The 26,751-nt window shown below is 41.2% G+C and carries 31 protein-coding genes and 1 pseudogene; 24 read left to right on the top strand and 8 right to left on the bottom strand.

What is annotated here, in order from left to right; all coding sequences use genetic code 11:
- Positions 1 to 53 precede the first annotated feature (53 nt).
- The 10 genes from D1093_RS02925 (at position 54) to D1093_RS02880 (ending at position 10,165) form a co-directional block, all read left to right on the top strand.
- On the top strand, positions 54 to 596 hold the full coding sequence (locus tag D1093_RS02925; protein WP_120102300.1) for a hypothetical protein: 543 nt from the start codon (positions 54 to 56) through the stop codon (positions 594 to 596).
- A complete protein-coding gene (locus D1093_RS02920) occupies positions 577 to 1,266 on the top strand; it encodes a phage baseplate assembly protein V (RefSeq protein WP_120100576.1) in 690 nt (229 codons plus the stop codon). Before D1093_RS02925 ends, D1093_RS02920 begins: the two co-directional genes overlap by 20 nt.
- Entirely contained in the window at positions 1,263 to 1,604 is a 342-nt protein-coding gene (locus tag D1093_RS02915; RefSeq protein WP_120100574.1) for a GPW/gp25 family protein, read from the top strand. The genes D1093_RS02920 and D1093_RS02915 overlap by 4 nt, the downstream gene beginning before the upstream one ends.
- Complete coding sequence (locus D1093_RS02910; RefSeq protein WP_120100572.1) at positions 1,601 to 2,428, top strand: baseplate J/gp47 family protein; 828 nt, start codon at positions 1,601 to 1,603, stop codon at positions 2,426 to 2,428. Before D1093_RS02915 ends, D1093_RS02910 begins: the two co-directional genes overlap by 4 nt.
- Positions 2,428 to 3,540 carry a phage tail protein gene (locus D1093_RS02905; RefSeq protein WP_120100570.1) on the top strand — a complete coding sequence of 371 codons (1,113 nt, stop codon included), beginning with the start codon at positions 2,428 to 2,430 and terminating at the stop codon, positions 3,538 to 3,540. Before D1093_RS02910 ends, D1093_RS02905 begins: the two co-directional genes overlap by 1 nt.
- Position 3,541: 1 nt before the next feature.
- Positions 3,542 to 6,685 carry a DUF4815 domain-containing protein gene (locus D1093_RS02900; protein WP_120100568.1) on the top strand — a complete coding sequence of 1,048 codons (3,144 nt, stop codon included), beginning with the start codon at positions 3,542 to 3,544 and terminating at the stop codon, positions 6,683 to 6,685.
- Positions 6,686 to 6,699: 14 nt separating this feature from the next.
- Positions 6,700 to 8,025 carry a Bgr_08870 family protein gene (locus tag D1093_RS02895; protein WP_120100567.1) on the top strand — a complete coding sequence of 442 codons (1,326 nt, stop codon included), beginning with the start codon at positions 6,700 to 6,702 and terminating at the stop codon, positions 8,023 to 8,025.
- A gap of 493 nt (positions 8,026 to 8,518) precedes the next feature.
- Positions 8,519 to 9,340 carry a DNA adenine methylase gene (locus tag D1093_RS02890; RefSeq protein ID WP_120102298.1) on the top strand — a complete coding sequence of 274 codons (822 nt, stop codon included), beginning with the start codon at positions 8,519 to 8,521 and terminating at the stop codon, positions 9,338 to 9,340.
- Positions 9,341 to 9,534: 194 nt separating this feature from the next.
- Positions 9,535 to 9,813 (top strand): type II toxin-antitoxin system RelE/ParE family toxin, encoded by a 279-nt coding sequence (locus tag D1093_RS02885; protein WP_120100565.1) that lies wholly within the window; start codon positions 9,535 to 9,537, stop codon positions 9,811 to 9,813.
- Positions 9,814 to 9,823: 10 nt separating this feature from the next.
- Complete coding sequence (locus D1093_RS02880; protein WP_120100564.1) at positions 9,824 to 10,165, top strand: HigA family addiction module antitoxin; 342 nt, start codon at positions 9,824 to 9,826, stop codon at positions 10,163 to 10,165.
- 45 nt (positions 10,166 to 10,210) lie between these two features.
- On the opposite strand, the gene D1093_RS02875 is transcribed toward D1093_RS02880, so the two are convergent.
- Positions 10,211 to 10,489 carry a hypothetical protein gene (locus D1093_RS02875; RefSeq protein ID WP_120100562.1) on the bottom strand — a complete coding sequence of 93 codons (279 nt, stop codon included), beginning with the start codon at positions 10,487 to 10,489 and terminating at the stop codon, positions 10,211 to 10,213.
- The gene (locus D1093_RS02870) at positions 10,486 to 11,244 is read right to left on the bottom strand and encodes an antA/AntB antirepressor family protein (RefSeq protein ID WP_120100560.1); all 759 of its coding nucleotides are present in this window, start codon (positions 11,242 to 11,244) and stop codon (positions 10,486 to 10,488) included. The genes D1093_RS02875 and D1093_RS02870 overlap by 4 nt, the downstream gene beginning before the upstream one ends.
- 381 nt (positions 11,245 to 11,625) lie before the next feature.
- Here D1093_RS02870 and D1093_RS02860 point away from each other — a divergent pair, with 381 nt between their 5' ends.
- From D1093_RS02860 to D1093_RS02815, 10 genes are all read left to right on the top strand, one after another.
- Positions 11,626 to 12,837: a phage tail sheath subtilisin-like domain-containing protein gene (locus tag D1093_RS02860; protein ID WP_120100558.1), complete on the top strand. Its 1,212-nt coding sequence runs from the start codon at positions 11,626 to 11,628 to the stop codon at positions 12,835 to 12,837.
- Positions 12,837 to 13,343 (top strand): phage major tail tube protein, encoded by a 507-nt coding sequence (locus D1093_RS02855; RefSeq protein ID WP_120100557.1) that lies wholly within the window; start codon positions 12,837 to 12,839, stop codon positions 13,341 to 13,343. Before D1093_RS02860 ends, D1093_RS02855 begins: the two co-directional genes overlap by 1 nt.
- Position 13,344: 1 nt before the next feature.
- The gene (locus tag D1093_RS02850; RefSeq protein ID WP_120100555.1) at positions 13,345 to 13,632 is read left to right on the top strand and encodes a phage tail assembly protein; all 288 of its coding nucleotides are present in this window, start codon (positions 13,345 to 13,347) and stop codon (positions 13,630 to 13,632) included.
- Between the two features lie 38 nt (positions 13,633 to 13,670).
- Entirely contained in the window at positions 13,671 to 13,742 is a 72-nt protein-coding gene (locus D1093_RS10165; protein WP_081485993.1) for a GpE family phage tail protein, read from the top strand.
- The gene (locus tag D1093_RS02840) at positions 13,739 to 15,874 is read left to right on the top strand and encodes a phage tail tape measure protein (protein ID WP_120100552.1); all 2,136 of its coding nucleotides are present in this window, start codon (positions 13,739 to 13,741) and stop codon (positions 15,872 to 15,874) included. Before D1093_RS10165 ends, D1093_RS02840 begins: the two co-directional genes overlap by 4 nt.
- A gap of 5 nt (positions 15,875 to 15,879) precedes the next feature.
- Positions 15,880 to 16,260, top strand: a complete 381-nt coding sequence (locus D1093_RS02835) for a phage tail protein (RefSeq protein WP_120100550.1) — start codon at positions 15,880 to 15,882, stop codon at positions 16,258 to 16,260.
- Positions 16,257 to 16,481: a tail protein X gene (locus D1093_RS02830; protein WP_120100548.1), complete on the top strand. Its 225-nt coding sequence runs from the start codon at positions 16,257 to 16,259 to the stop codon at positions 16,479 to 16,481. Before D1093_RS02835 ends, D1093_RS02830 begins: the two co-directional genes overlap by 4 nt.
- A complete protein-coding gene (locus tag D1093_RS02825) occupies positions 16,478 to 17,785 on the top strand; it encodes a contractile injection system protein, VgrG/Pvc8 family (RefSeq protein ID WP_120100547.1) in 1,308 nt (435 codons plus the stop codon). Before D1093_RS02830 ends, D1093_RS02825 begins: the two co-directional genes overlap by 4 nt.
- Before the next feature lie 311 nt (positions 17,786 to 18,096).
- A complete protein-coding gene (locus tag D1093_RS02820; RefSeq protein WP_120100545.1) occupies positions 18,097 to 18,834 on the top strand; it encodes an antA/AntB antirepressor family protein in 738 nt (245 codons plus the stop codon).
- A complete protein-coding gene (locus D1093_RS02815; protein ID WP_120100543.1) occupies positions 18,831 to 19,109 on the top strand; it encodes a hypothetical protein in 279 nt (92 codons plus the stop codon). Before D1093_RS02820 ends, D1093_RS02815 begins: the two co-directional genes overlap by 4 nt.
- Positions 19,110 to 19,152: 43 nt before the next feature.
- Here the strand turns inward: D1093_RS02815 and D1093_RS02810 are convergent, their stop codons facing one another.
- Together D1093_RS02810 and D1093_RS02805 are read right to left on the bottom strand one after the other, a co-directional pair.
- On the bottom strand, positions 19,153 to 19,473 hold the full coding sequence (locus D1093_RS02810) for an addiction module antidote protein (RefSeq protein ID WP_012231054.1): 321 nt from the start codon (positions 19,471 to 19,473) through the stop codon (positions 19,153 to 19,155).
- The gene (locus D1093_RS02805; protein WP_006589072.1) at positions 19,460 to 19,762 is read right to left on the bottom strand and encodes a type II toxin-antitoxin system RelE/ParE family toxin; all 303 of its coding nucleotides are present in this window, start codon (positions 19,760 to 19,762) and stop codon (positions 19,460 to 19,462) included. Before D1093_RS02805 ends, D1093_RS02810 begins: the two co-directional genes overlap by 14 nt.
- A gap of 159 nt (positions 19,763 to 19,921) precedes the next feature.
- Between D1093_RS02805 and D1093_RS02800 the strand changes: the two genes are divergently transcribed.
- The 4 genes from D1093_RS02800 to D1093_RS02780 all read left to right on the top strand — a co-directional run bounded on the left by D1093_RS02800 (position 19,922) and on the right by D1093_RS02780 (position 23,395).
- The gene (locus D1093_RS02800; protein ID WP_120102296.1) at positions 19,922 to 20,584 is read left to right on the top strand and encodes a lysozyme; all 663 of its coding nucleotides are present in this window, start codon (positions 19,922 to 19,924) and stop codon (positions 20,582 to 20,584) included.
- On the top strand, positions 20,581 to 20,808 hold the full coding sequence (locus D1093_RS02795) for a hypothetical protein (RefSeq protein WP_120100541.1): 228 nt from the start codon (positions 20,581 to 20,583) through the stop codon (positions 20,806 to 20,808). Before D1093_RS02800 ends, D1093_RS02795 begins: the two co-directional genes overlap by 4 nt.
- A gap of 128 nt (positions 20,809 to 20,936) precedes the next feature.
- Positions 20,937 to 21,149 (top strand): hypothetical protein, encoded by a 213-nt coding sequence (locus D1093_RS02785; RefSeq protein ID WP_012230750.1) that lies wholly within the window; start codon positions 20,937 to 20,939, stop codon positions 21,147 to 21,149.
- A gap of 203 nt (positions 21,150 to 21,352) precedes the next feature.
- Positions 21,353 to 23,395 (top strand): ATP-binding protein, encoded by a 2,043-nt coding sequence (locus tag D1093_RS02780; RefSeq protein WP_120100538.1) that lies wholly within the window; start codon positions 21,353 to 21,355, stop codon positions 23,393 to 23,395.
- A gap of 30 nt (positions 23,396 to 23,425) precedes the next feature.
- Here D1093_RS02780 and D1093_RS02775 read toward each other — a convergent pair whose 3' ends face one another.
- From D1093_RS02775 to D1093_RS02755, 4 genes and pseudogenes are all read right to left on the bottom strand, one after another.
- Positions 23,426 to 23,707, bottom strand: a complete 282-nt coding sequence (locus D1093_RS02775; RefSeq protein ID WP_120100537.1) for a type II toxin-antitoxin system YafQ family toxin — start codon at positions 23,705 to 23,707, stop codon at positions 23,426 to 23,428.
- Positions 23,708 to 23,719: 12 nt separating this feature from the next.
- A complete protein-coding gene (locus D1093_RS02770; RefSeq protein ID WP_120100535.1) occupies positions 23,720 to 23,995 on the bottom strand; it encodes a type II toxin-antitoxin system RelB/DinJ family antitoxin in 276 nt (91 codons plus the stop codon).
- A gap of 119 nt (positions 23,996 to 24,114) precedes the next feature.
- Positions 24,115 to 24,645, bottom strand: a pseudogene (locus tag D1093_RS02765) (antA/AntB antirepressor family protein).
- Between the two features lie 272 nt (positions 24,646 to 24,917).
- Positions 24,918 to 26,075 carry a tyrosine-type recombinase/integrase gene (locus tag D1093_RS02755; protein ID WP_120100533.1) on the bottom strand — a complete coding sequence of 386 codons (1,158 nt, stop codon included), beginning with the start codon at positions 26,073 to 26,075 and terminating at the stop codon, positions 24,918 to 24,920.
- Positions 26,076 to 26,751: the final 676 nt, after the last annotated feature.

Below are 26,751 nucleotides of genomic sequence, written 5' to 3'. Positions count from 1 at the left end.
TAACATGATACTAGTTTAAAGAAAAGGATAAATATTGAATGACAGAAACATTTATGCATCCCCGTGAGACGATAAGAGAAACATTTGTTGCATTGATAAAGGCAGCAAAAACAGTGGCTGGTGACAATGTTTTCAATATGCGTGACTTCAACTTATTTATTGAGACAATGCCAGCTATTAATATCTCAACGCAAAGTGAAACCATTGAAGATGGACATGATTTTGGCTTAAGGCGGCGTGTTTTAACGGTGGATGTTGAATGCTATGCAACATGTGAAGATGGCGCACGCTTTGTTGACCAATTAGCATGGGAAGTTGAAGAAATTTTCTATGCCAATCCCAATCTTAACAACACTGTTGAGACATGCCGCCTGCAAAATATTGCTTTTGCCTTTGGTGATAATGGTGCCCTAGCGCTCCACGGTGCAATTTTAACCTTTGACGTGACTTACGTAACCAATATCCCCTACCCTGATGAAGGAAATGCAACCGTAGGAGTTGTTGAACCCCTTGTCGGTTTTAAACCCGAAACAGGTATGGGAAACAAAGACAAATACCATAAAATTAAAGGTGACCATGTTAGAGCGACGCGATAAAGAGATCACCGATTTAAAAAGACGCGTAGCCAATATGGTTGTGGTAGGGAAAATTAGCCATGTTGACCATAAAAACGCACGCTATCGAGTAAAAAGTGGAAATCTTATCAGTGATTGGATTCCAGATACCCAAGCCCGCGCCGGTAAAACACGCTCTTATGAAGGGCGCGATGTTGGAGAACAAGTCATTGTTGTTTCATCATCAGGCGATTTATCACAAGGGGTCATTGTAGGCTCTATTCATACCGATGTGAACCAAGTAGCCGATAAAGGTAATATTCATAAAACACTTTATCCTGATGGCACCAGCCTTGAATATGATGATGAACAAAACACCTATGCCCTTAATATAAAATCGGGAGGAAAGTTTATCCTAACCATCTCTGATGGCGTATCACTCAAAGGAGAAGCTGGTAAGCTAGAGCTTAGTGCACCAGAAGGCATCAAAATCACTTCAGAAAGTGATCTGAGTTTAAAAGCAAAGGGCAACATTTCTGTAAAAGCAGAGGGGAACATTTCACTCCATTCACAAAATGGAGTTTCTCTTCATTCAGACAATGAGGTTTCCATCAATTCAAGGGAATTAAAGCATAACAGCACCAATGTCGGAGCAACCCATGTTCATGGAGGTGTTTTCCCTGGTGGTTCCATGACAGGAGGTCCGAATTGAACAGTGGAATGGACCGTACAACAGGAAAGCCATTGGTTGGCATAGAACATTTGCGGCAGTCGATTATTGATATCTTGTCAACACGCATTGGCACGCGTGTGATGCGACGTGATTATGGTTCACGTATTGCAGAACTCATTGATGCACCGGTTAACAGCAGCTTTTCCGTTGCTCTTTATGCCGCCATTGCTGAGGCTTTAGACAAATGGAAACCACGTTTTAAGCTCCAAAAGATTGATTTTAAAATGCTTGGAACCGGACAAGTTTCTCTGTCCTTTGAGGGCATGTATTTGCCATCAGGAAAGCCCATTACCATGGAAGGATTATTGATACAATGAGTAGAGCGCTTGCAAAACCGGAAATTATTACAGAACTTTCTTTTGAGGAAATCCGCGCTGCTGTTCTTACCCATTTAAAAGAGCTTTTACCCGAATATACATTTTTGGAAAGTGATCCAGCTGTAAAAGTCATAGAGGCTTTTAGCTATCGAGAACTGCTTTTAAGACAGCGTATCAATGAGGCGGCACGCAATAATATTCTTGATTTTGCCACCGGTGAATCCCTTGATGCTTTGGGAAACTGGCATGGTATTGCCCGCTTAGAGGGTGAGAGTGATGAGAGGTATCGTGAACGCATACAGCTTCATGCCCGTGGGGGAAATGGAAGTGGAACAGAACCCTATTACAAGCTTATCGCCTTAACAGCCGATAGTCGTGTGAAAGATGCCATTATTTACCGCAAAGGCAAAGATCCAACCATCTATGTTGCTATTTTTGGCAACAATGAAGAAGGAACAGCCTCTGAAGATCTCTTACAAACAGTTTCACAAGCTCTTCACAGAAAAAATATCATCATGACCAATGATACCATCATTGTGCATGCTGCTGTCAAAAAAGTGCTGGACTTAGAAGCCGATGTTTGGCTGCTTCCAGAAGCATCTTTGAAAATTCTCACGACAATGGAGGCAAATTTACGCACGGCTTGGAAACAAGAACAAGCCATTGGTCGCGAATTAAGCCTCTCGTGGTGGGTTTCAAAACTAATGATTCCTGGTGTCCAGAAAGTGATTGCCATGACACCAACAAAGGACAGTGTGGTTTGTGATGAAGAAATCTTATCGATTGGCAAAATCACCTTAAACTTTAAAGGACGGACGCGCTAATGGTTGGCTCGCTTCTCCCCTCACATGCAACAGAATTTGAGAAACGCCTTGCCGATGCTTGCGACTTTCATCAAGATGTTGATGGAGCTGTTTTAGGGATTTCACGTGCAAAACTGATCACACGCCCTCCCCGCTTTTTGCCATGGTTGATTGAAGAATATGGACTTGGTGAACTCACACCTTATGTTCCAAACCTCTATGATTTGATTGACCAAGGGCTTGCATGGCAGCGCTTGCGTGGCTCTGTTGCAGCCATTGAATTGGGACTTAAATGGTTAGAGCTTTCTGCACGCTTTACACCCGCATGGTCAGGGCGTGCATGGTGGAATTCCTTTCAACTTGATTTTGATCAATTGCCTGAACAAAGCAGCCTTGAAGCCATTGAAGCCATTGTCGACCTTTCCAAAAGTTTGCGCTCTGATTTTCGCCGTAGCACCTATGGTTATGATGTGGAAGCCACAGAAGGCGATATGTCACACCTTGATGACAGCATGCTGGATTTTGAAAGTGGCGTGCGCTTAACAGCTCGTGACACTCTGTTTTCCTTTGGACGCACAACACAAATCAAACACACACTCACACTCACAAAAGAAGAAGGCAAACGCATTGGCAACTGGATTGATGATGTGGATGAGGAGTTAAGCTGGAACCAAATCGATTACCCTTGGGAGTTGGCAAATTTCCCCTGGTGTTCGGTCAAAAAACACGAACGCGATATACTCATGGCAAAGTGGTTCCAAAACCGTCCCCTTTATTTGGCTTTAAGAGATCTCGATAACACTCTGATTGGCTATCGCAGATGCTATGCTGTACAGCCTGTCGAACAAGCGGTCGAGGGTGTTTACAGCCATTGTGGCAACAGATTTAATCCTTCCCCAACTGGCACCATGCTGTTTCTTGCAGCCCGCACAGATTTTGAGGATGTTGAGAACAAACAAGCTGCCTCTGTTTCCCTCCTCGTTCATGGCTCTCTCGTAGAACAAACACCTCCTGGTAAACTTTGGTTAGGGGCTGATGAACTGCGTGGTGGAATGGAGATCCTTAAAACACCTATCAACATTCCTTTGCGTGCTGATGTTCGCGAACAATTCAAGATTTTATTGAGGTTTTAACATGAAACATGAAAGCGGACTACCCTTTGCAATTGATCGCTCTCGCGGCAAAGATGAACAACAAAGCGTTGTGTTTTATGGACAGCGCCCTTTTCTTCAAGCGGGTGAACTCAATGAAGTTCAAACCATCATAAGGGGGCGCCATGACCGTTTGGGGCGCCTTGTGGCACAAGAAGGAGACCGCGTTGAACGAGCAGATGCCTTTGTCAATAAAGACACAAAAACCGTTACCTTAACAGAGGGCAAGATTTATATCGCAGGCGATATCTTTCCCGTCTCAAATGCTGTTCTCACGAATATTTCCATGATGGGGCGCGTGGAAATCGGTGTAAAGTTGCAAAAGAAATGGGTGACCTATGAGGATGATCCAGAACTCTTAGGACAAGTTCCAGGCTCCTTGGCAGAAGGAGAAGGAGGTGCGGCACGCGAGGTCGCAAAACTTGTCTGGGCTCTCAAAGATGATGACCAGCAAGGCACGTTTTTCCCCGTTTACATTTTGCAAGATGGCGTTTTGATTGATCAAAAATCCCCCTCACTGCTTGAACCCGCTATGCAAGCCATTGCGACGTATGATCGCGCCCATGGACACTATATCGTGGGGGGATGCCGTGTCACAGCTTTGGGGCAAGAGGGACAAAAGCAAGTGTTCAGTATTCAAGAGGGAGAAGCCAATATCAATGGTTTCAAACGCAAGCGCTTGGCCGCTTTGCGCTATGAAGAACTCGAGGACTTTTCGACAAGTGCCGTTCCTAGTGAAACTCATATTTTTGCACCTCCAAAGGGCAAAACAAGCTTTACCTTTAAAACCTATTACGCTCCCATTGCTGCTGTTCATTCCCTTTTGTTGACGAAAGAAAAAACCGTGACAATCACCCGCGGTGCAGTTGCCTCCGGGCGTGATGGGGTGGCGGACAAAAGCATCACCGCTTTTCTTAAAATTGTGCAAGGGAACAAAGAATTTAAAGAGGGCAAGGACTTTAAAAAAACCGGAGACACCATTGATTGGGCGCCCATGGGCGATGAACCACTCCCTGGCAGTAGTTATAAAGTAACCTATCGATATCGCGCGAGCATAAAAGCCGATAAAGTAACAGCGCAGGAAATCACCGTCTCAGGAGGGGCTGAGGGAGGTGATATCATTGTAAGCTACACTTATAAACTCCCCCGCATTGACCGTATTGGTCTCAACACAGGAGGCAATGTCGTCTATATCAAAGGCGTCTCGGCAGACCAACCCATGGCTCCCAGTGTCCCGGATGATGTGCTCTCTCTTGCCACCATTACCAATAACTGGCTTGATATACCGCATGTGAAAAATGATGGCACACGTGTTGCGCCTTATGATGAGATGTGGCGCTATTTTCAACGGGTGCTCTCCCTTGACCGCCTGATGCAATTAGAGCGTATTAAAAGTAATGTTGACTCTAAAGAGCCTGTTGCCAAAAAAGGCATGTTTGCCGACCCTTTTCTCGATGACTCTTATCGCGATGAAGGTTTTGAACAAACGGGTGCTGTCGGCAACGGTATTTTACAGCTTGCTATTGATCCAACTTTTTACACCGCCCCCCTAAATGCCCCTGTCACGCTTGACTGGACCAATGAAGTGATCATTGCGCAAGAATTGACAACCGCTTGTGAAAAGATCAATCCTTATCAAAATTTTGCGCCTCTCCCTGGTACAGTCACCCTTACCCCCGCGACAGACTTTTGGCATGTTGAGCGCACTGATTGGCTCTCTGGTGTGACCAATCAACTCAATATGGGGCAGAACCGTGGAAGAAGCATCGTTAAGACAGAAATCCGTGATGATTTGGTGAATACAACAAGGGAGCAAATCGACTTTTTAAGACAAATTAAGCTGAATTTTAAGATTGAAGGCTTTGGCAGTGGAGAAATCTTGGACAGTCTTACCTTTGATGGTGTGGATGTCTTACCACACAGCCGCCTTGTTGCCGATAGCAAAGGCACCCTTGAAGGCATCTTTAGCATTCCTGCGAATATTACGGCTGGTACAAAGAATGTGATTGCACGAGGCAGAGGGGGCACCGTTGCAACAGGGCTTTTTACCGGTCAAGGGGTGATTGATGTAAAGGTGATGCGGCGCACCACAACGGTGAAAATCTGGACACAAGTCGACCCGCAAGCCCAAGTCTTTACCCCCGATGAAACACGGCAAATCACTGGCATTGATTTCCATCTTTGTAAAATTGGCAATCAAGCCCATGATCTGGTGATTGATTTGGTCACTACCGAAAACGGTTATCCTACCGCCGATATTCAAGCCCAAACCTCCTATTCCATGAAGGGCGCCAAAACCGGCTGGGCTGGCGCACGCTATGATGTACCCTTAACCGTTCCTGATGACCGTCTCACCGCCTTTGTCATTAAAACAGATGATGCGGATCATTCCGTATCACTGGCTAAACTTGGGGATTTTGATAAAGACAGCCAAAGATATGTCTCAAGCCACCCCTATGTGACGGGGCCGCGCTTTTCTTCTGTCAATGCACAAAGCTGGAGCGCCCATCAAGATGAAGCATTAGCCTTTCGGGTGTTGGCTGCACGCTACAGGCAAACAGAAAAGAGGGTTGATTTAGGCACCTTTGATCTTGTGGATTGTTCTGATTTGCAAGTGCGTGCAGCTGTCGAATTGCCTTCAAGCGATTGCTCTGTCATCTTTGAAATTGAACGCAACAACGGCACGGTTTACCAACTGCTACCCTTTCAATTGCTAAGCCTTAGCGAATATATCAGTGAAAAGGTCAAGCTTCGCGCCATTCTTAAAGGCACAGAGAAGCTTTCTCCGGTGTTATTTGCCCCGGTTCAGTTGATTGCAGGAAAGATTCATAAAACAGCAACTTATATCACACGGGCTTTTTCCTTTGGGGAAAAGGCAAGGTTGACCAGCTATATCAAAACCTTCTTGCCGGGCGGTTCCTCTTTCACCCTCGAGATGCAACTGGATGATGGGGCGTTTGTCCCTTTGAAACTCGATGAAACAGAACAGTTATCGGAGCCTCTCTGGACAGAGCGCAAATTTATCAGTGGTGACAAAACAGCACGACAAGCACGCCTTAAAATCACGCTTACCGGTGGGCCTGCGGCGCGTTCCATGGTGTGTGATTTTGGCGCCGGTATATTATGAGGGGAGAATAAGAGATGACTAAAACCAAAAAACTCGACATGGAATTGCCACAAGAAGGGCGTTTTATCAGTTCTGAATTCCCAATCTTGCGCGAAAACCTCAATAAACTTGATCAAGCGCTTGTGGTTGTTGAGGAAAAGGTAGACGAAAAAGCGCCTTTGCACCACACGCATACCATAAGTGAAATCACAGATCTAGAAAGTGTCCTCAATGGCAAGATGGCAGCGGATAAAACCTTCACTTTTGCCGATTTAAGCGATATCGAGGGCGCCAAAGATGCCGCCAACAATTATGTGCTCTACAAATCAAGTAACAATAATTTTACTTTTGGCAGTGCTGTCTCACTGTTAGGTGCGCACCAACATAAAACCGAAGATATCGTGGGGCTTGATGATTTTAGAGCCAAGATCAATCAAGATCTCACAAGCTACGGTCGCCTTACAAGCCCCAATGAATGGCAAAGTTATAATAAATTTACCAGCAAAGTCACAATGAGTGGTGGCTTAGAACTTTTGGGTAATTCGCCGTTTAGCCTTATTCATAATGGTGAAACGGTGACAAGTTTAAGCACAAATGGAAGCACATTAAAAGGACCTTTGAGGGTCGATGGTGATCTTGTTTATACGAAAGCGCAAGTAGATGCTTTATTAGATTCTTTAATCAAAAAACGTAAAGAAGAATACGTTGAAATTACCATGCTGCAGAGTGGCAATATTCCCTGGCCTGACGGTGTCTCAGATGATACGGAAATTGAAATTACGGCTTGGGGAGCTGGCGGTAGCGGTGGTCAACGTGGAGGTGGTGGTGGCGGTGAATGTGTTACTCTAAAAATTCAAAAACGCCAATTGCAGAATAATGACGTGATAACGATAGGAAAAGGCGGATATGGAGATGGTGCTAATGGTGGCAATACATTAGTGGGGTCTGTTCTTACAGCTCGCGGGGGCAAGGGAAATAACGGTTATATTGGTGGGAATAGTGGCGGTGGTGTTTCAGGTGGTAGTGGCTCTATGTCCAACAACGAGAGTGGTTTTTCAGGAAAAAGCCATGCATGGCATGGAGGAGGAGGCGGTGGCGGTGGTACCAATAATGGTCGTGGTGGCAATGGGGGGGATAGTAGCTATGGTGGTGCAGGTGGAGGTGGTAGTGGAGGTGATGGTCGTGTACCTAATAATGGAGGGAATGGTGGAAAAAGCCAGTATGGTGGCAATGGAGGAAACGGCGCTGAATTAGGCAAAGGCGGTGGCGGTGGCGGCGGGTATCGAGATGGCGAGGATGGAACAGCAAGTGGTGCTGGACGGGGTGGAGATGGTGCAGTTAAATTAAAGGTTTTTGTATAAGTTTTTAAAGCTTTTTATTGATCTTTCAAAGCCCTTTTAAAGGTTTTTTTTGACTGACAGTGTCAGACTTATGAAAGGGAGCTCTTGTTGTTATGGTCTCTCCATTGATTTGGAGAGCAAAATGGTAACAAAAGTAAATAGTCTATCCGCGCTATAGCAAAATCATTCTTTATTTTTAGAAGAAACCCCGAAATCACGGCGTGCCACCTCTTCTATTCCAAAAGTTTTGTAAAGAGATTAACGGCTCTTGGCAAGCCGCTCTAATAACCTATCGCTATGAGAAAACATAGCGGGGACACCACAGAAATTATCCTAAAAACTCAAAAACAAGGAGAACGGAACAAAAAATAGAGGCTGGGCTGGTTGTCCAGCCAACGGGAGAAGTTTAGCGACAAACCCGTTCGATGTAACACAACTTAACATCGCAGCCACTTCTTCTCACTTGGAAACAGTGAGAAGATGGCTAATATAGATGGAAGAGTGTTAAAAAATGATGGATACACTTTGTAAAGAAAAATTAAAATCTGTTGATCCTATCTCACCAGCTGCTGCTTATATTGGAGGCAAAAGAAGATTAGCCAAAACCATTATCAAAATTATCGAAGACATCCCTCATAGCATTTATGCCGAACCTTTCGTTGGAATGGGTGGAATATTCTTTAGGAGAAAATTGATACCCCCTACTGAAATTATTAATGACCGTTTAGGAGATGTGGTGAATTTTTTTCGGGTGTTACAACGCCATTATCACCCGTTTATAGAGTTTTTGGAGTTTCAAATAAGCAGCCGTGAGGAATTTCAACGATTACGGTCACAAAATCCAGAAACGCTTACGGATTTAGAACGGGCTTCAAGGTTTTTATATTTACAGCGGTTAAGCTTTAGTGGTCAGGTCGCCAATCGTACGTTTGGAGTTGAAACAGACCGTGGTGCCCGGTTTAATGCTTTGAAACTTGAGGACTTATTAAAGCTTATTTATCGCCGTTTAGCGGGTGTTACCATTGAACATTTAGACTGGACTGATTTTATTGTGCGTTATGATCGTCCAAACACCTTGTTTTACCTCGACCCGCCTTATTGGGGTGTTGAGGATTATTACGGAAAAGATTTGTTTAAGCGGGAGGATTATCAGAGGATGGCTATACTGCTCGCACAATTAAAAGGGAAGTTTCTTTTGTCTCTCAATGATGTGCCAGAAGTTCGAAAAACCTTCAGTCAATTTACCTTAAAAAAAATAAACACGTTTTATTCGTGTAACGCCTCAAATAATGCAATTCCCGCTAAAGAGCTTATCATCACCAATTGTGAGTTCTAAAACGAAAAATAATATATATTAAAGGGTCTTTAAATGACCTTTGAAGACCCTTAAGCGAATTTCTGAAAATCTAGTATCAAAATTTGATCTTCTCCCCCCACCTTAAATAAAAAAACTTAAGAGATAGGGCTTTTTTAGCACATGCAATGTAAGCTATTTGTTGACATTTATAGTCTTTCACGCTATATAAAGGAATGATTAAAACGTTTAAAAGCAAAACATTGGCAGAATTATTCAAAACGGGAAATTCATCCAAGATTGATAAGAGACTTGTAAAACGTATCATGGTTCGCCTTGATCGTTTAGATTTTTCTGAAAAACCAGAAGATATGAATCTTCCAGGATTTAACTTTCATTCTTTGATTGGATATTCACCCACTCGTTACACTGTCCACGTTAACGGACCATGGTGTATTACTTTTGAATTTGACTCATGTAATGCTTACCGTGTTGATCTTGAACAATATCACTAAGGATACAGTTATGAATGACATTCCTGCACAAAGAGATAAAAACCGCTGCCCTACTCATCCAGGAAAAGTTTTAGCAGATATTATTCCTGAGACAGGCAAAACAAAATTAGAAATTGCACAGATGCTCGGTATATCACGCCAACATCTTTATGATATCCTGAAGGCAAAAAAGCCTGTTTCTCCTGCTATTTCTGCTTGCCTTGGAAAAATGTTTGGTGATGGAGCTGCCATATGGTTACGTATGCAAGCCAATTATGATGCTTGGCATGCAGAACGGGAAACAGATGTTAGCAAAGTTCCAACACTAACAGCTAGAGAAATGAATGCGCAAATGGAACATAGCCATTCGTAACCTTCTCCCCGCCCTAAAGACGGGGAGATGAGTCATGTTTTTTACTTAAGCAACTTTTTTAATGGGGCTCTCGAAATTTGGTTCGTAAGCGCGCAATAAAGAATCCATGCTATGCGGTAATTCTGAATCTCCGAAATCTGTTAGAACTGTTAAGATTTTAAGCATACTTGGCATCTCATCTTGTAGTTTTAAAATCAAAGCTTTTTCTATGACACTCATAGTATCAACCAGAGCTGTACAATCTTTATCATTCATATTTCCATGTCTAGAAAATTGAGATAATGCCATCCATAAATCGCACAAGAAGTTGGTATCTATCTTCATTGTACACCTCCATGGATTTGCTCTCTCAAACATGCCAATCCTCTGGATGTGATTTTCGTTGAAGGGAGTACCTTTTCTGTACCATCCGGTCTTTGAATGGTGATAGCAGGGCAATCCATGAAGCCTTTTTTGATTTTATCCTGATAAGGTAACAAAGGCGCCCCTGGAGCACGACGATAGACCCAATCATGTTTACGCAAGTAATCGGTTAAGTCCTTTGGTCGCACCTCCAACATCTTCGCTGCTTCGATAAGACCAAACAAACCATCAGAACGTTTTAAGCCTTCTAAAGCCTCTGCTTTTGGAGTCAATTCAGCAATGGTGTTATCCTTCTTCTCGATTTGTCTTTGTAGATGATTTAAGACACCAAGTAATGCTTCGGGTTTGGAGTAATCAACTTGTGGAGCGACTATCTGTGGTGTTGCTACTTGTTTTAACCGTCTTTCACATTCGATAAAGTATAAACGAGCTTCTCTACCTTTCTTATTATTTTCAAGCATAGAAAGCTCTTTAGCTACGCTTAAGGTAAGGTGATAGTCTTTACGATTGTGACCACCCCTGCCTTTGCTTCCCAAAATAGGGAAGCAAACAAAGTCTTGATTTTCTACTAAATTATATTTGTTGATACGTTCAGTAATCCAATCCGCAAACTTTTTACCTACTTCCAAAAATGTATGTAATTCACGTGCATTAACGGTCTGAACGATATCACCATCAATCGTAGCTTTGTGTATGTCGATTAAATATTGCGCCATGATTTGGCTCCTGTGTAATTAAACGTTTTTCATTGACACTCCAGAAGAGTGCCGGGTGCTGAAAAACACGGTACACAGTCCGTCGTTATGCTTTCCCCATAAGGGTATTGTATAGCGCAACTACACCCGACAAATCTATTATACGCATGTAGCATATAATGAGTCAAAGTCTTTAATGTGCGGAAAATAAACTATGTCGGTAGTTTGTCCGCTGTGTATTTAAGGCGTTTTTCAGGCACCTGATTTGAAAATACACATTGCAGAAATAATGTCAAGATATTTTCGATAATTTTTTATCGTAATGCCAGTTTAACAAACACAGCAATCATCCCCTTCGTTTTTCCATTCATTTCATTAACCAATATTTTAAAGGAGTATAAAATGGCAACAGGTTTTTTACACGGTGTTGAAGTCGTTGAGGTTGACGACGGCACCCGCCCCCTTCGTGCGGTTCAGTCTGCCGTTATCGGAATTGTTGGCACAGCACCCGATGCTGATGAACAAGCATTCCCCCTCAACACACCGGTTTTGGTCGCAGGCTCTCTTTCACAAGCCGCAAAACTCGATAAAACGGGTAAGCGTCAAGGTACATTACCCAATGCCCTTGATCTCATTTTTAAACAAGTAGGAGCAATTGTCGTTGTCATCCGTGTGCAAGAAGGTGACAACGAAAATGCAACACTCACCAATATTCTAGGTGGTGTAAACGCAAATGGTGCTTATGAAGGCGTTCATGCTTTCATTGGAGCACAATCCATTGTAGGACAAACACCACGTATTCTGATTGCTCCAGGCTTTACACATCAACGCCCTTCCAGTGTGAATACTGAAAATGATGAAACTGATGCGACTGCCAACCCCGTCGCAGCAGAACTGATTGGCATTGCAGAGCGTTTGCGCGCTATTGTGGTGCTTGATGCTCCAAACACAACAGATGAAGCAGCCCTTAGCACAGCAAAGGATTTTGATTCAAAACGCGCTATTCTCATTGACCCGTTTGTAAAGATAAATCGTGATGGCAAAATCATAGAACAGCCCGCGAGTGCAGTGGTTGCTGGTGTCATTGCCAAAAATGATTTTACTCATGGCTTTTGGCATTCCCCTTCTAATAAAGTGATCAATGGAATTGTGGGAACTGCGCGCCCCATTGATTTTTCCATTGGTGACAGATCAAGCCGTGCCAACCTTCTCAATGAACAAAACATCACAACCATTATTCGCGAAAATGGCTATCGTCTCTGGGGCAATCGCACACTCTCAAGCGATACAAAATTTGCTTTTTTATCCGTGGTGCGCACCGCAGATATGATCAATGATGCTATTTTGCGCGGACACCTATGGGCTGTCGACCGCAATATCAAAAAAACGTACATGCATGATGTGAGTGAAAGCGTCAATGCTTATTTGCGTGATTTGAAAGCACAAGGCGCTATTCTTGGTGGGCGCTGTACGCCTGATCTAGAGCTTAATACAGCAAGCGCCATTGAAAGCGGCAGAGTCTATTTCAATGTGGAATTTACCCCGACAACACCCGCAGAACACATCACGTTCCGTTCACAAATCATCAATGATTACCTAGAGGAGATCTTTTAATGACAGTCCCCGTATTACCAAGAGTTTTGAAATATTTTAACATTTTTGTCGACGGCATTCCCTATCAAGCAAAATGTGAAAGTGTCACCCTACCGAATTTGAGTTTGGTCGTTGAGAGTTATCGCGGCGGTGGCATGGATAGCTCCATTGAGGTTGATCTTGGTCTTGAAACCCTCACGCTTAGCATGACCATTTCTGATTGCTCTCCAGAATTAATGGCACTGTTGGGACGCACAGATGTCGACATCTCATTGCGCAGTTCAATGCAAGCACAAGGCACACCCGCAGAAGGTGTTGTCATGACCATGAGAGGACTTTGCAAAGGCTTTGAAATGGCAGAATGGCAACCGGGAGGCAAAGCAACTTCTACAGCAACATTCACATTGCAATATTTCAAATATGTCCAGAAAGACGTTGAAATCGTTGAGATAGACGTTCTCAACCTCATCAGAAAATTCAATGGCGTCAATCAACTCGCAGGCCACAGAGAAAACATAGGATTATAAAATGACTATACAACAAAGTGTTACCCATCAATTGCTTATCCCTATTACCTTTGAAGGAAAAGAGCACACCACAATTACCTTACAGCGCCCCAAAACAAAAGATTTGCAAGCCATTGATAAAAAAGAAGGTGTAGAGCAAACAATCGCTATGATCGCACGCCTTTCTGGATGGCCGCATGAAGCTATCAGTGAACTTGATATCAATGATTTGTCAAGCATTGGAGAGATCTTGGAGTCTTTTATCAAACGGCGGGATACCTTGACTGGGAAACCGCCGCAAAACTCATAGCCGATATCGCCATTGTGTTCCATTGGTCCCTTTCAGAGATGATGGAAATGGAACCACAAGAACTCATATTCTGGCGAAAACAAGCAGCAGAAAGGTATAAGACAAAATGAGTGAAAAAGTTGCCGACGCAAAGGTGAGATTGTCTCTTGAAGACGAACTCACCGCGCCTCTTAAACGTGTACAAAAGCAATTCGATACGTTGTCAAAAAAATTATCCCATAGTTTGGGTATTCCGCGCTTTTCTGCTGCTGTAAAAAACATGACAAAAAGTCTTCATGGTGTTCAAAGTGCTCTTGGTACAGCGGCAAGCCGTGCTTCGGTCTTTACCGGTGTCTTAGGGCTTGCTGGTGGGGGGCTTGTGGCAAGTGTAACCGCCCTCACCATGAAAACCATGCATCTGGGGGATAGTCTTTACCATGCCTCACACCATTTAGGTATGAGTGTTGCATCACTTCAATTATGGGGGGATGCAGCCGATAATTCAGGCACTTCTGCCGAGCTTTTTCAACAATCCTTAGCGGTTTTAAATAGGCGTTCGGCACAAGCATATGCCGGACAAAAAAGAGGCATGATGGGCTTTGAAGCGCTTGGTATTTCTGTCAAAAATGCTTCTGGCAAACTCAAATCAAATTCTCTCTTACTAGAAGAAATTACCGACAAGATGAGTAAGATGAAAAATCAAGCACAAAGACAGCACATTGCTGCCTTACTGTTTGGTGGAGATGGTAAAGAGATGGCATCCATGCTCTCACAAGGCATGGCACCCATTAAAGAGCTGTTTGCAAAGGCGAGAAAAGGAAAATGGCTGATAGGTGCCGATGTTGCACGCTATGCCGCAGATTTAAGTGATAAGCTTGGTGCCTTTAAGAAAAAAATAGGTGGTATCGCGAGCTTTATTGGCGCACGCTTTATGCCCGTGATCAATGATATGGTTGACGGTTTTTCAAAGTTGATTGATGAAAACCGTGACCTCATTCAAACAACCGTTGCGAGCTGGGCTAAAACCTTAAGAAAAGTCTTCCAAGATTTGCTTAATCCTACCTCAGATTTAAGAAAGGGCATCAGTGATCTTACAGAGAGGATTAAAGGCTGGTTCCAATGGCTAGAACCTCTGATTGGTGAAATAACTCTTTTCAAGGTGGGACTTGTCGCTCTTGGTTCCTTCATTTTTGGTCCACTCATTACCGCATTAGCAGCCGTGGGAGCCGCATTTGTTAGCCTTGGCTATGCTATGATGACCACCCCTATCGGTTGGCTCATTGGCGGTATTGCAACACTTGCTGTACTCTATAAATATTGGGATAAACTCAATGGCTGGATAGCAGCATCTTTAGCTGTAGTTGGAACAATTCTTATCGGATCATTCATTGCAGCAATGGTCCCGGCTGCTTCCGCAGTTGCGGGTCTTGCGGTATCTCTTGTAACTTCACTTATTCCAGCAATAACCGCCGTTGGTTCTGCTTTTATATCGCTTGGTGTTGCTATCATGACCACACCTATTGGCTGGATAATGGCTGGCATTGCAGCCCTTATTGGAATTGGATATCTGCTTTATAAAAATTGGGACACAGTCATAAGCTTTATAAGCAAGTTATGGGATTCTTTTGCGAGCTTATGTAGTAATGTTTTTAATAACCTCTTGGCGCTCTTTAAAAACTTTTCACCACTCTCTTGGATTTCGAAAAAAATCAATGAACTCATTGAATGGCTGTTCGGTGTCGATTTAATGGAAGCAGGCTCCAATCTGATTGGGGGATTATGGGATGGCATAAAAAGCAAATGGAATGCTCTGTCTGACTGGTTTAGCAACCAGACCCAAAAATTAACCAGTTGGATACCTGGCTTTGGAGGAAAAAAATCAGAATTTAAGGCTACAATCGACAAAACTTCAACGAAGACCATTAAAACCTTTACCAATCAAACCAAAGCCCCTGTCAAAAGAATGCTTGATACAGCCGTGGTTACAAATACCCCCCCTGAAAAACGCAAGAGTGGTTTTAATACAGGGGGCGTTGAAACAAGGCATATGGAAGCTCCAAATGCAAAAGTGGGTTCCCTCAAAGCTCCCAAGCCCATTACCGTTCATAAGCCGATAGAAATCGATGCCCGCGTGATGATTTCAAATTTAAATATTTCCGTCCCCAATGGTCTTAAAGATGAAATCCGCGCCGCCGTTAACCAAGCCCTTGAACGCTATGCCAAACAGCAACGCTTGGCTATAGCCTCTAGCCTTTCGGATTAAACATCATGATGTTAGCTTTGGGTAGTTTTATCTTTTCCATTGAAACGGCCGCTTATCAAACCCTTGACATGTCTTATGGTGTTCCATGGGTCGAGCAAGGGCGTTTGGGGCGCAAAGCAGCACTTCAATTGCCTGCCGTTGCAAATGCGGAATTTTCTTTAACCGGTGTGATCTATCCAGATTTTAAAGGCGGTTATAGACAACTGGAATATTTGCGACAAATGGCACATAATGGTCCTCATATTCTTGTGACGGGTCAGGGAAAAATTTTAGGAAAGTTTGTCATTCTTTCTGTAGAAGAAAAGCAAAGCATTTTTCACCAAAATGGGACCCCAAAAAAACAAGAATTTACAATAAAATTGAGAGAATATGGTGAAGAGCTATGAGTGATCTTTACGTGACAAAAGAAGGCGATATGGTTGATGCCATTTGCTGGAGATATTATGCCAAGGGTCAACAAGCTCTTGCTGTTGAACACGTTTATGCAGCAAATTTTGGTCTTGCAGACTATGGACCGATTTTAAAAGCAGGCATCACAATCGTTTTGCCAATCCTCCCCTATCCCAAAGCCACACCGGTGATTAGAATTTGGGGCAGCCAATCATGAAACCTTTTTGCACAGTAATGGCAAATGGAGAAGATATTACACGCATACTTATGGACTATGTTTTGTCGATTGAAATTACGGATGAAGCAGAAGATAAAAGCGACCGCATCACCATAGAACTTGATGACCGCGCGCGTGAGAGCGACAATGGCTTTCTTGATATTCCTCTCATCGGAACAATCATTTCTGTCACACTTGGCTATGAAGGCGGTAAAAATCGGGATATGGGAGCCTATCTGATTGATGAAATCTCTGTAAGCAGCCCCCCACAAAGCTTAAGCGTGACAGGACGCGCCGCCTCCATGAACACGTCTTATAGAACACCCAAAAGCCAATCCTATCACCAGCAAACCCTTGGCAATATCATTCAAGAGATAGCACAGCGCAATGGCTATACCCCCAAAGTTGATCCTGCTCTTGCAAAAATTGTTGTGCGTCACATTGATCAAACTTCTGAGAGCGATATGGCTTTTGCCACACGCCTTGCAGAAGACTATGATGCGGTAGCAAAACCCGTTGATGGCAAGCTTGTTTTGGCTAAACGGGGTGAAGGCAAAGCCATCACTGGTGAAACACTGCCCGTCGTTGTCATCCATGAAAAACAATGTACCTCTTGGGATTTTAAATACAGTGCACGCGATGAAGCAGGTGCCGCCAATGGCTTAGCAACAGATGCAGGAGATGACCAAAAAGCCGCCGCTGATGCACGAGAACCAGAAGAAGTTGATGACAGCGAAGATGTGATCCATATGGATAAAAGTGACGCCCCCAATTTGCCTAAAGCAGAGACGGAAGCCAAAACACCTGAAAATCAAGAGCAAGAAGAAGAGAAAAAGGGCGGTGTACTTGCCACCTATCATGATATCCGCACTGGTGAAAAAAAGGAAGTCAAGGTTGGTCAAGCACCGTTTCATGAACTCAAATACACCTACCACAATCAATCAGAAGCTGTTGCGGCTATTGCTGCTTATCGCAACAAATCATCACGTGGGAAATCTTCTTTCTCATGTGATATTGGTGGTGATCCCTTTGTGCAAGCAGAAGCAAAGCTTGTTCATGAGCCCCCTTTCCGCCCCTATATTCCAGCAGAATGGCGCATCAAAAGCGTCAAACACAAGCTTGATAAAACAGGTGGTTACACCACAAAAATAGATTGTGAACTTTTTGATGAAACCCAAGAAGACGCTGCAAAAAACGTAGCCAATACCACACCAGATAAAGATGATACCCTTGATCCAAACGCCCCACCTAACGCATGTGATGAAGGCGAAGGCGTTATCCATATGGACGAGGAAGATAGATAAGCCAAATTAGCAAAAATGTAAAAAATCTCGAAAGCCGCTTGACAATATGGCGAAAATATGAATAATCGAATCAGGTGCCTAAGAAACACTTTAAATACACAGCGGATAGATTGCCGATACAATCTTTTCTCCGCCGATTAAAAACTTTGACTCGTTATATGTTACACGCATATAATGGTTTTGTCGGGTGTGGCTGTGCCATAAAATACCCTTTTGGGAAAAGCGTGACGACGGACTATGCACCGTGTTTCTTAGCACCCGGCACTCTTTTTGAGTGTCATTAAGAAACGTCTAACTGCATAGGAGTTCACATGAACACTCTTATAGAAATTAAAGAACAAGTTATTGATCAAGAAACTGTTCAAACTGTTAACGCACGTGATTTGCATGCATTTTTAGAGATTAATTCTAAATTTGCAGATTGGATTATTCGTCGTATTAAAGAATGTAATTTTCGAGAAAATCGTGACTTCATTTTTACCCTTCTCAAAAATGAGAAACGTAAAAATATTATCAGTAAAGAATATTACTTAACCTTAGACATGGCTAAACACCTTTCGATGATCGAGCGTAATGATAAAGGACATGAAGCACGTCAATACTTTATCAAATGTGAACAGCTTTTGAAAAAAGTAGCAACACCACAAATCGATTACTCAACTCCCCAAGCCTTACTGGGTGTCTTGAATCACTTACAAAGCCAAATCGAGCAAAAAGACCATGTTATTGCAGAACTAACTCCAAAAGCAGAAGCTTTAGAAGGTTTAAAACGTTCTGATGGTTTGTTTGGTTTAATCGAAGCAGCAAAAATGTTAGAGGTGCGACCAAAGGATTTAACAGATTACTTGCGTAAAAATGATTGGGTCTATCGACGGGCTCCAGGGGCGCCTCTATTACCTTATCAGGATAAAATCAAGAAAGGATTCATGGATTGTCCTGCTATCACCATTCAAAGACCGGATGGTACAGAAAAGGTACTCCCTTCAACGAAAATCACATCCAGAGGATTGGCATGTTTGAGAGAACAAATCCATGGAGGTGTACAATGAAGATAGATACCAACTTCTTGTGCGATTTGTGGTTGGCACTGTTTAAATTTTCCAATCATCGAGGCATTGGAGATGAAAATTGTAATGCCATAGTTGAAGTTATGGAATTGATAGAAAAAGTTTTAGTTTTAAAACTTCAAAATGAACTACCCAATATTACAAAGATTTTAGCAATTCTTACAGATTTTGGAGCTTCAGAGTTACCGCATAGCATGGATTCTTTATTGCGCACTTATAATCCAGATTTAGATAACCCCATTAAAAAGGTTGCTTAAGTAAATATATACTCCCTCCTCGTTCTCAAAAATGGGGAGGGGATTAAGAGGCTTCTTCTAAAGCTGTTTGCTCTTTACTATTCTTTTGGATAGGCGTTAAACTCATTTGTAAATCTAATGCACTTAACACACTAAGAAAAGTAGAAAGGCGTGGATCACCTTTATCGCTTAAAGAACGATAAAGAGACTCGCGATTTAGTCCTGTCTCTTGAGAAACAGTTGTCATTCCTTGTTTACGCGCAATAATACCTAATACATGTGCAATATAGCCACTATTTTTGGTTTCTAAAGCATCATCTAATAAGATCTTAAAGTCTTCAGGTGTATTAAAATATTCACTTACATCAAATTTAGTAATTTCCATGTTTCATTTCCTTTACTAATTGAAGGGCTTTTTCGATATCTTTTTGTTGTGTGGATTTATCACCAGCATTTAATAACAAAATGATTTGTTTCCCTTGTTTTACAAAATAAATCCTATAGCCTGGTCCATAATTTATTTTTAGTTCACCAATGCCACGGAAATATTTCACGTCTCCTAGAAGCCCATATTCAAGGCGGAAAATACGTGCAGCAATTTTCTTTTGCACTTGTTTGTCTTTTAACGAGTCTAACCACTCTGTAAAATAGTGTGTTTTTTTAACAATAAACATTTGTAGTTTATATGCTACATAATAGATAATGTCAAATACATTCTTTTGTTCCAATGAACAAGCTACATAGGTTTTAACAAGCCATCCTTTCAAATGGGAAAAATATCAATTTTTTAATCCAGCTCTGCTTTTTGCGGAGCTTTTTTTATGGAGAAGCATATGCGAAAAATATCATCAGAAGGACTAGCACTGATTAAACAATGGGAAGGTTTGCGTCTCAATGCCTATAAAGACGCCATTGGGGTGTGGACAATCGGTTATGGACATACAAACAGTGCTGGAAAGCCTTTTATTTACGAAGGCATGACAATCACTGAAAAGCAAGCAGAAGAACTTCTTTGCCAAGACTTAAGACAATTTGAGAATGCTGTTGAACGCGCTGTTACGGTTTCATTAACAGATGAACAATTCGCGGCGTTAGTGTCGTTTTGCTATAATGTAGGAACAACAGCGTTTTGCAATTCGACCCTATTAAAAAAACTCAATAACGGTGAATATGAAGCAATTCCAACCGAATTACAGAAATGGACCAAAGCGGGTGGTAAACGTTTGCAAGGTCTTGTACACCGACGTGCAGCAGAAGCAGGATTATGGGCGAAAGGTGCTTATGTTTCCTCGAATTACCAAACCGTAGAAACGCAAGCGCAAACCGGGATTTTCAAAGCCGAAGCCCTTGCTCCAGTCATTGGTTCTTTTTCTGGGCTTGGAGGCTTATTAGCAGGCAATGGTCCAGTGCAATGGGCGCTCGCCACTATCATGGTTTTAGCTGCAGGTGTTGGTCTTTTCTTTGTTGCTAAACGTTTTCAGGAACACCGCCTATGATCTTATGGATGAAAAGAAATCTGCTATTAACAGGCGCGGCTCTAGCCGCTTTTTTTATAGCTTTAGCCAAAGCTTTCACCCTTGGGAAAAAGGCAGAACAGCAAAAGCAAACAGAAAAAACCTTAAAGGCAGCAACAACACGGCTGGAGGTGGAAAATGAAGTTAATCAGAAAAGTGATGCTGATGTGCGTGCTGCTCTCTCTCGCTGGTTGCGTAACAAATAAGTATGTCTCTTGTGTTGGTTGGTTACCAATTTATTTAGAGAGAAAAGATGTCAACGTCATCAGTTCGAGCTTAGCAAGAGAGATCTTAAAGCATAACAAGCAGGGCGAACGTGTATGTGGGTGGAAACATGGCTAGGAAAAGAACACAAGACGATATAGAGCTTACAGAAGGAGAAAAAGAAATCCTTCAAGAAATCATCATGACCTACAAAAGTATAAAAGTGATGTCACGTTATACGAAATGGATTGTACTCATTATACTCTTATTAGCACTTGATTTTTCACGTCTTATAGATGCTGTAGAAAATATTTTTACACAAAAACCAAATATCCGACTCTAAATACACTCTGAAATGTGCAAAACTGTTTAGCAAATGAATTATCAATTTCGCGCGTCTAATGGATCCATAGACAATATCTTTGCACATCTCAAACAGTGGTTTTCAAAAAATTAACAATTTGCTCTATAATAACAAATTATTAATTTAGGTGCGTTTAATAGGCATATTTCTTAGTATTATTAGCTAAAAAAGTGGAAATAATTATGAGAAGTGTTTCAGTTCAAAAACAAGAAAAAAATAAAACTGAAAAGTTTTCTATGAAAGAAAATCTTGCTGGAAGGGTTTGTCGTTTTCCTAAACCATCCACTGAAATGGAAGCTTTGCAGCCTGTTTTTGAAGCGGTAAGCAACGCTATTCATGCGCTTGAAGATTCTAAGCAAGAGGATTACAGAAGCGCAGGTAATATAGATATAAAAATCAACGATATAGAGGATAATGAATCACTTGAAATTATAATTAAAGACAATGGTATAGGGTTGGATGATGAGCACTTTCAAGCTTTTCGTACTGTGGATACTAATTTTAAATTTAAAAAAGGAGGAAAAGGGGTTGGACGGCTGCTATGGTTGGATGCCTTTCATGAAATACGGGTTAACAGTGTATTCTTCGAAAAAGATCAGCTTTACCAAAGAAGCTTTAAGTTTTGTTTAGATGAAGAAAACCAAATTATTGATCATTCAAAAATACCTCTTATTAATCAAGAGATAACGGGAACAGAAATTATTTTTACTGGTTTAAGAGATTCTGCGTATCAAAAACACTTTCCACGTGAAACTGAAGCAATTATCGATCATATTGGGGCACATTTTTTTTCAGATTTAATTTTAGAACAACTTCCTAAAATAACTTTTTGTGATGATCAGATGTCTGTTGATTTAGCACAGAAAGTTAAAAAATATTTAGTAGAAAATAGAGGAGATACTACACTTGAAACCGCAGATTTTGGTTTATTAAAAATTCGTAATTTTATTTGCATGGCAGATGCTAACCGTAACTTTAAAGGGAAGAACCACTATCTGCATCTTTTCGCACATGACCGTACTGTTACTACTGAAAGTATAGATAACCTTATTGGTTTCGGAAAATTTGGAGATCAGGGGTTGGTGTATCATGGTTGTATAAGTGGTCAGTATTTAGATGATAGAGTTAATCAAGAAAGAACGCATTTTTCCTTTAAGGATAAAATATTGAAAGATATTTTACGTTCCGTTGCTAATAATATTGTAAATAGCGTTCTTGCTCCAGAAAATAAAGACTACGAAGAAAAACGTTTAAATAAATTAAAAGAATTTTGTAGAACACACCCTTCGTATTGTTTTGATAGTTATGAAAAATTATTAGAAAAACTTCCCAAATCTGCAAAGGATACAGAAGACTTTGTTAAGACACTGGCTATTCATAAGCTTAGGAGAGAAAAAAAGCAAAATTTGAGAATTGAAAAAATATACCGTGAAATTACTGAAGGGAATACCAATACATATAGCTTTTCCGAGAAAGTTTCTGAACTTGCAAAAGAAGTTAAAGATGAAGAAACAAGACAATTAGCAGAGTATGTTATCCGTCGTAAAGTTATACTTGATATTTTAGGAGAATTAGTAATAGAGGTTAAGAAAAATGTTAACGGTCAAGACGTACCGCATTTAGAGAAAACGTTGCATGAACTTATTTGTCCAATGCGTGTTAGGGGGGATGATCCTAAATCTCAAGAAAATTTAACGCATGATTTATGGATTATTGATGAGCGATTAACATTTACAAGATACTTCGCTTCGGATATGCCTATCAAAAAAATCGCAAAGAATAGTACAGAAAAAGGTCGTCCTGATTTATTATGTTATGATCAATTATATGCTTTAGGACTTGAAGGTCGTCTTGATGCAGATCTGGATAAGTTAATGTTGGTGGAGTTTAAAAGACCAGGTCAGAAAAAATATAAAGCGGGTTACTCCCCCATGAATCAAATAAACAAATACCTCAATGAACTTAAAGGAAAAAGTATAAAGACATTGGATAATAAAAAAATAAATATTTCAGAGCAGTGTGTTTTTTATTGTTATATTATTGCTGATATAGAAGGTGAACTTAAAACGCAAACGTCAACATGGCAGAAAACAGCTAATGGGCGAGGGAGAACTAATCCTCTACAAGGTGATTTTCGAGGATCCGTTGAAATAATAGAGTGGAGTGATTTAGTGGCGGATGCAAAATTAAGGAATGAAGCATTTATTTCTACATTAAAGATTTAAAACAATAGTTTTCAAAAACTTGAAAAATTATCATAAACGCAGTTCAGAATGTGAACCAAGCCGTAAAAGTTCTAAAGTTTCATCATCAGGCTTTCGATAGATCAAAACGAGATCTGGTTTAATATGGCAATCACGACAGTTTCGCCATTGCCCTGTTAGTGCGTGATCTCTCCACTGCATTTTTAAGGGTTCGTTTTCCGCTAATGCTTTGATCACAACCAGCAAATCTGTCTCTAATGTATCAGCATATCGCCCTTTACTTTCACGTTTCAGATCACGCCGAAAAGATTTAGTATAAATAATTTCCGGCATCGCTAGCCAAAGTCACTTTTCAGACTTACATACTTCGGCTTTATCATCACGAATCATGGCGCGCAAACCATCCAATGACGTACGTTCAACACGTCCCATTTCAGCATCCTCAATAGCCTGCAATGTTTCCGGATTAGGTTGAAATAGATCAAGTGGCAATGCTCTATCTCTAGCAATACGGGTCATAAACATACGGACCGCATCTGATACAGTTAAGCCCGCGGATTTAATAACTGCGCTTGCAACTTCCTGAACTTCATCAGGGATGCGTGCTTGAATTTTACCCATTTGCCTCAATCTCCTATTTATTTGTATTACAGTGTACTACATTTAAGACTCATGTCAAGAGATTTATCCAATAATCCCCTCCCCGCTTTTAAAACGGGGAGATGGCCATGCTTTTAAACTTAAGCAGCTTTCGTAACAGATCTTGCTAAAACCCGCTTAGCTTCTTTAATGAGGGCTTTATATTTTCTATTCTCTTCATCTACTCTGAAAGCATCAATAAGACGCATATGGATTGGACCTAAAAGATACAAAGCTTTTTCACCAGCACTCATACCCTCTCAATAGCTTGGCAAGTCAAAGCGTGTATCATTATCATAATCAATAGATTGGCTTTTTAACTTTTTCTCACACTCAATAAAGTAACGACGAGCCTGCCTACCTTTCTCATTGCGTTCAACCATTGAGAGTTCTTTGGCCATGTCTAGAGTAAGGTGATATTCTTTGCTGATAACATTTTTACGTTTCCCAATTTTGGGAAGCGTTAAAATATAGTCCTTTCCCTCTTCAAATGCATACTGATTAATGCGGTTCGTAATCCAAGTAGCAAAACGTTTTCCTATTGCCAAAAACGTATGCAATTCGCGTGCGTTTACTGTCTGAACAGTTTCCTGATCAATGATTTGTTCTTTAATTTCTATAAGTGTGTTCATAACGAACTCCTATGTGTTTAAATGTCTTCTATTGACACTCTAGAAGAGCGCCGGGTGCTAGAAAACACGGCACATAGCCCGTCGTTATGCCTTCCCCAAAAGGGTATTGTATAGCATAACCACACCCGACAAAATCATTATATGTGTGTAACGTACAATGAGTCAAAGGCTTTAATATGCGGAGAAAAGATTGTATCGGCAATCTATCCGCTATGTGTCTAAGGTGTTTTCTAGGCACCTGATTTGACAATAGACACATTGTTATAAGCCTGTCAAGTTTCTCCTATTATAAATGCAGCCCACTGTTCCAAGAGAGCATGGCGTTGTTTCAAAAAATCGGTTCGCATATAAGCTTTTGTCACTGAACTCCCAACTGAATGCGCAAGAACAGTTTCTGCGATCTCAAAGGGTGTTGACGTTGTCTCTGCTATCCAATCACGAAGACTAGATCTGAAACCATGGGGTCTATAATCAAAACCTTTGTCTTTCATGAATTTAGAAAGTGTTACATCAGATATAGGCTTTCCAGAACTCCCAGCAAATAAAAAACCTTTTTTCTCAAAAGGGAGAGATTTTTCAATCACTTTTAAAGCTTCATCACTCAATGGCACGCGAAAGTCTGAAACCTTTCCCACAATACCCTTCATATTTTCTTTGGGTATCGTCCATATATCTTTATCAATTTGTTCAAGACGCAAATAGCGTAATGGATACGACCGTACTCCAGTCAAAATAAGCAACTTCAGTGCTAAATTTGAAAGAATCTTATCATCCAAGCTTTGATAAAATGCCGGAACTTCTTGCCATGGCATAGCAGGGATATTTGTTGATGTTGCACGGGGTTTTCCTAAAAGGGCGCGTGCTTTCATACAAGCTTGTAGATCAACGTCCAAACCAAGAGCCGCAGCATATTTCAAACAAATGTTAATACGATTAAGTGCTTTTCGTGCTGTGTCTGCTTTTTCATGCCAAAGAGGAGCAAGAACATTGCGAATGATATTAGCCGTTAATTTTTCTATAGAGAGGCCGCCTATGTGTGGAATAACATGCAATTCCAGCGGAGAAAACCAGCGCCCATTTTTGCCTTCATTTTTTAACTCTGCTTTTTTACTTTCAAAAGCCGCTGTTGCAATCTCACTGAATATGTTGCTTTGCTGTTTTAAGACGGTTTGTTCTCGAAAGACAATAGGGTCATTGCCTTCTCTGAGAATAGCACTATAATGCTTGGCAAGTTCGCGCGCTTCTTTTAGAGAAAGTTGTGCAACTGGACCAAGCCCCATTTCACGGCGTTTGTTATGGTATGTATAACGAAAGAACCAAGAACGTGTATTGTCTTTTCGAACATTCAGCCACAACCCTGCCCCGTCACAATATTTACCTTGAGGAGATGTCTTTACGAACGCTGCTGATAATCGATGAATCCCCCTCACTTAATTTCCCTTCTCGTCCACCTTTTTGGGTCCACCTTTTAGACCACCTTAATTTTTTGATTTGAGATTTTTTCTTTAATTCTTAATTTTTTATTGGAACATAAAAAAATTATAGACATCAATAGCTCTTGCACATATTTACATAATTTGAATCTTGCTAATAAATACTGATTCGCCTCTTCCGGGCACCACTCTCTTTTTTATTGCTAATAATTTACTATTTTTACGAATGTTTTTTAAGTGAGAGAATAGAATTTTACAACATGTCTCTTAATTATTGTGAGTCAATACTTCTTCTTGAAATATATCCGTTAATTTCAGCACTTAAAATACTTTCGTTTTTAATAAGATAAATCTTTAAAGAATCTCTCGAATTTCATTACAATTATTATAATGCAACGTTAATTGGGACCTAAAAATTTTTGATGATATGCGCCATATTGTCAGAACCAAGAGCTATGGCAATCTTGGAACTGGCAAAAATTTATAATGGTATCGACTTGCTCCTTCATAACTGTAAAACAGCAGGTATCCTCATATATTATTCGTGGAGGCTTTATACCATTCACAAGTATCGTCACGACATAGGTATGACGTGCCTTAAAAATGCCCTGTTGAAAACAAACTCGTAAATTAACAACAATAGCTATTCGCGTTTGAGCTGTTCTCTTTTTGA

The sequence above is a fragment of the Bartonella kosoyi genome, assembly GCF_003606325.2.
Classification (GTDB): domain Bacteria; phylum Pseudomonadota; class Alphaproteobacteria; order Rhizobiales; family Rhizobiaceae; genus Bartonella; species Bartonella kosoyi.
The sequence above is the reverse complement of the archived record's forward strand: the minus strand, read 5'-3'. Positions and strand labels throughout refer to the sequence as shown.

Bases quoted from the DNA above. Each gene is read 5' to 3' on its own strand.
- D1093_RS02925 (WP_120102300.1), top strand. From the start codon at position 54: ATGCATCCCCGTGAGACGATAAGAGAAACATTTGTTGCATTGATAAAG.
- D1093_RS02920 (WP_120100576.1), top strand. From the start codon at position 577: ATGTTAGAGCGACGCGATAAAGAGATCACCGATTTAAAAAGACGCGTA.
- D1093_RS02910 (WP_120100572.1), top strand. From the start codon at position 1,601: ATGAGTAGAGCGCTTGCAAAACCGGAAATTATTACAGAACTTTCTTTT.
- D1093_RS02905 (WP_120100570.1), top strand. From the start codon at position 2,428: ATGGTTGGCTCGCTTCTCCCCTCACATGCAACAGAATTTGAGAAACGC.
- D1093_RS02900 (WP_120100568.1), top strand. From the start codon at position 3,542: ATGAAACATGAAAGCGGACTACCCTTTGCAATTGATCGCTCTCGCGGC.
- D1093_RS02895 (WP_120100567.1), top strand. From the start codon at position 6,700: ATGACTAAAACCAAAAAACTCGACATGGAATTGCCACAAGAAGGGCGT.
- D1093_RS02890 (WP_120102298.1), top strand. From the start codon at position 8,519: ATGGATACACTTTGTAAAGAAAAATTAAAATCTGTTGATCCTATCTCA.
- D1093_RS02885 (WP_120100565.1), top strand. From the start codon at position 9,535: ATGATTAAAACGTTTAAAAGCAAAACATTGGCAGAATTATTCAAAACG.
- D1093_RS02880 (WP_120100564.1), top strand. From the start codon at position 9,824: ATGAATGACATTCCTGCACAAAGAGATAAAAACCGCTGCCCTACTCAT.
- D1093_RS02875 (WP_120100562.1), bottom strand. From the start codon at position 10,489: ATGAAGATAGATACCAACTTCTTGTGCGATTTATGGATGGCATTATCT.
- D1093_RS02870 (WP_120100560.1), bottom strand. From the start codon at position 11,244: ATGGCGCAATATTTAATCGACATACACAAAGCTACGATTGATGGTGAT.
- D1093_RS02860 (WP_120100558.1), top strand. From the start codon at position 11,626: ATGGCAACAGGTTTTTTACACGGTGTTGAAGTCGTTGAGGTTGACGAC.
- D1093_RS02855 (WP_120100557.1), top strand. From the start codon at position 12,837: ATGACAGTCCCCGTATTACCAAGAGTTTTGAAATATTTTAACATTTTT.
- D1093_RS02850 (WP_120100555.1), top strand. From the start codon at position 13,345: ATGACTATACAACAAAGTGTTACCCATCAATTGCTTATCCCTATTACC.
- D1093_RS02840 (WP_120100552.1), top strand. From the start codon at position 13,739: ATGAGTGAAAAAGTTGCCGACGCAAAGGTGAGATTGTCTCTTGAAGAC.
- D1093_RS02835 (WP_120100550.1), top strand. From the start codon at position 15,880: ATGATGTTAGCTTTGGGTAGTTTTATCTTTTCCATTGAAACGGCCGCT.
- D1093_RS02830 (WP_120100548.1), top strand. From the start codon at position 16,257: ATGAGTGATCTTTACGTGACAAAAGAAGGCGATATGGTTGATGCCATT.
- D1093_RS02825 (WP_120100547.1), top strand. From the start codon at position 16,478: ATGAAACCTTTTTGCACAGTAATGGCAAATGGAGAAGATATTACACGC.
- D1093_RS02820 (WP_120100545.1), top strand. From the start codon at position 18,097: ATGAACACTCTTATAGAAATTAAAGAACAAGTTATTGATCAAGAAACT.
- D1093_RS02815 (WP_120100543.1), top strand. From the start codon at position 18,831: ATGAAGATAGATACCAACTTCTTGTGCGATTTGTGGTTGGCACTGTTT.
- D1093_RS02810 (WP_012231054.1), bottom strand. From the start codon at position 19,473: ATGGAAATTACTAAATTTGATGTAAGTGAATATTTTAATACACCTGAA.
- D1093_RS02805 (WP_006589072.1), bottom strand. From the start codon at position 19,762: ATGTTTATTGTTAAAAAAACACACTATTTTACAGAGTGGTTAGACTCG.
- D1093_RS02800 (WP_120102296.1), top strand. From the start codon at position 19,922: ATGCGAAAAATATCATCAGAAGGACTAGCACTGATTAAACAATGGGAA.
- D1093_RS02795 (WP_120100541.1), top strand. From the start codon at position 20,581: ATGATCTTATGGATGAAAAGAAATCTGCTATTAACAGGCGCGGCTCTA.
- D1093_RS02785 (WP_012230750.1), top strand. From the start codon at position 20,937: ATGGCTAGGAAAAGAACACAAGACGATATAGAGCTTACAGAAGGAGAA.
- D1093_RS02780 (WP_120100538.1), top strand. From the start codon at position 21,353: ATGAGAAGTGTTTCAGTTCAAAAACAAGAAAAAAATAAAACTGAAAAG.
- D1093_RS02775 (WP_120100537.1), bottom strand. From the start codon at position 23,707: ATGCCGGAAATTATTTATACTAAATCTTTTCGGCGTGATCTGAAACGT.
- D1093_RS02770 (WP_120100535.1), bottom strand. From the start codon at position 23,995: ATGGGTAAAATTCAAGCACGCATCCCTGATGAAGTTCAGGAAGTTGCA.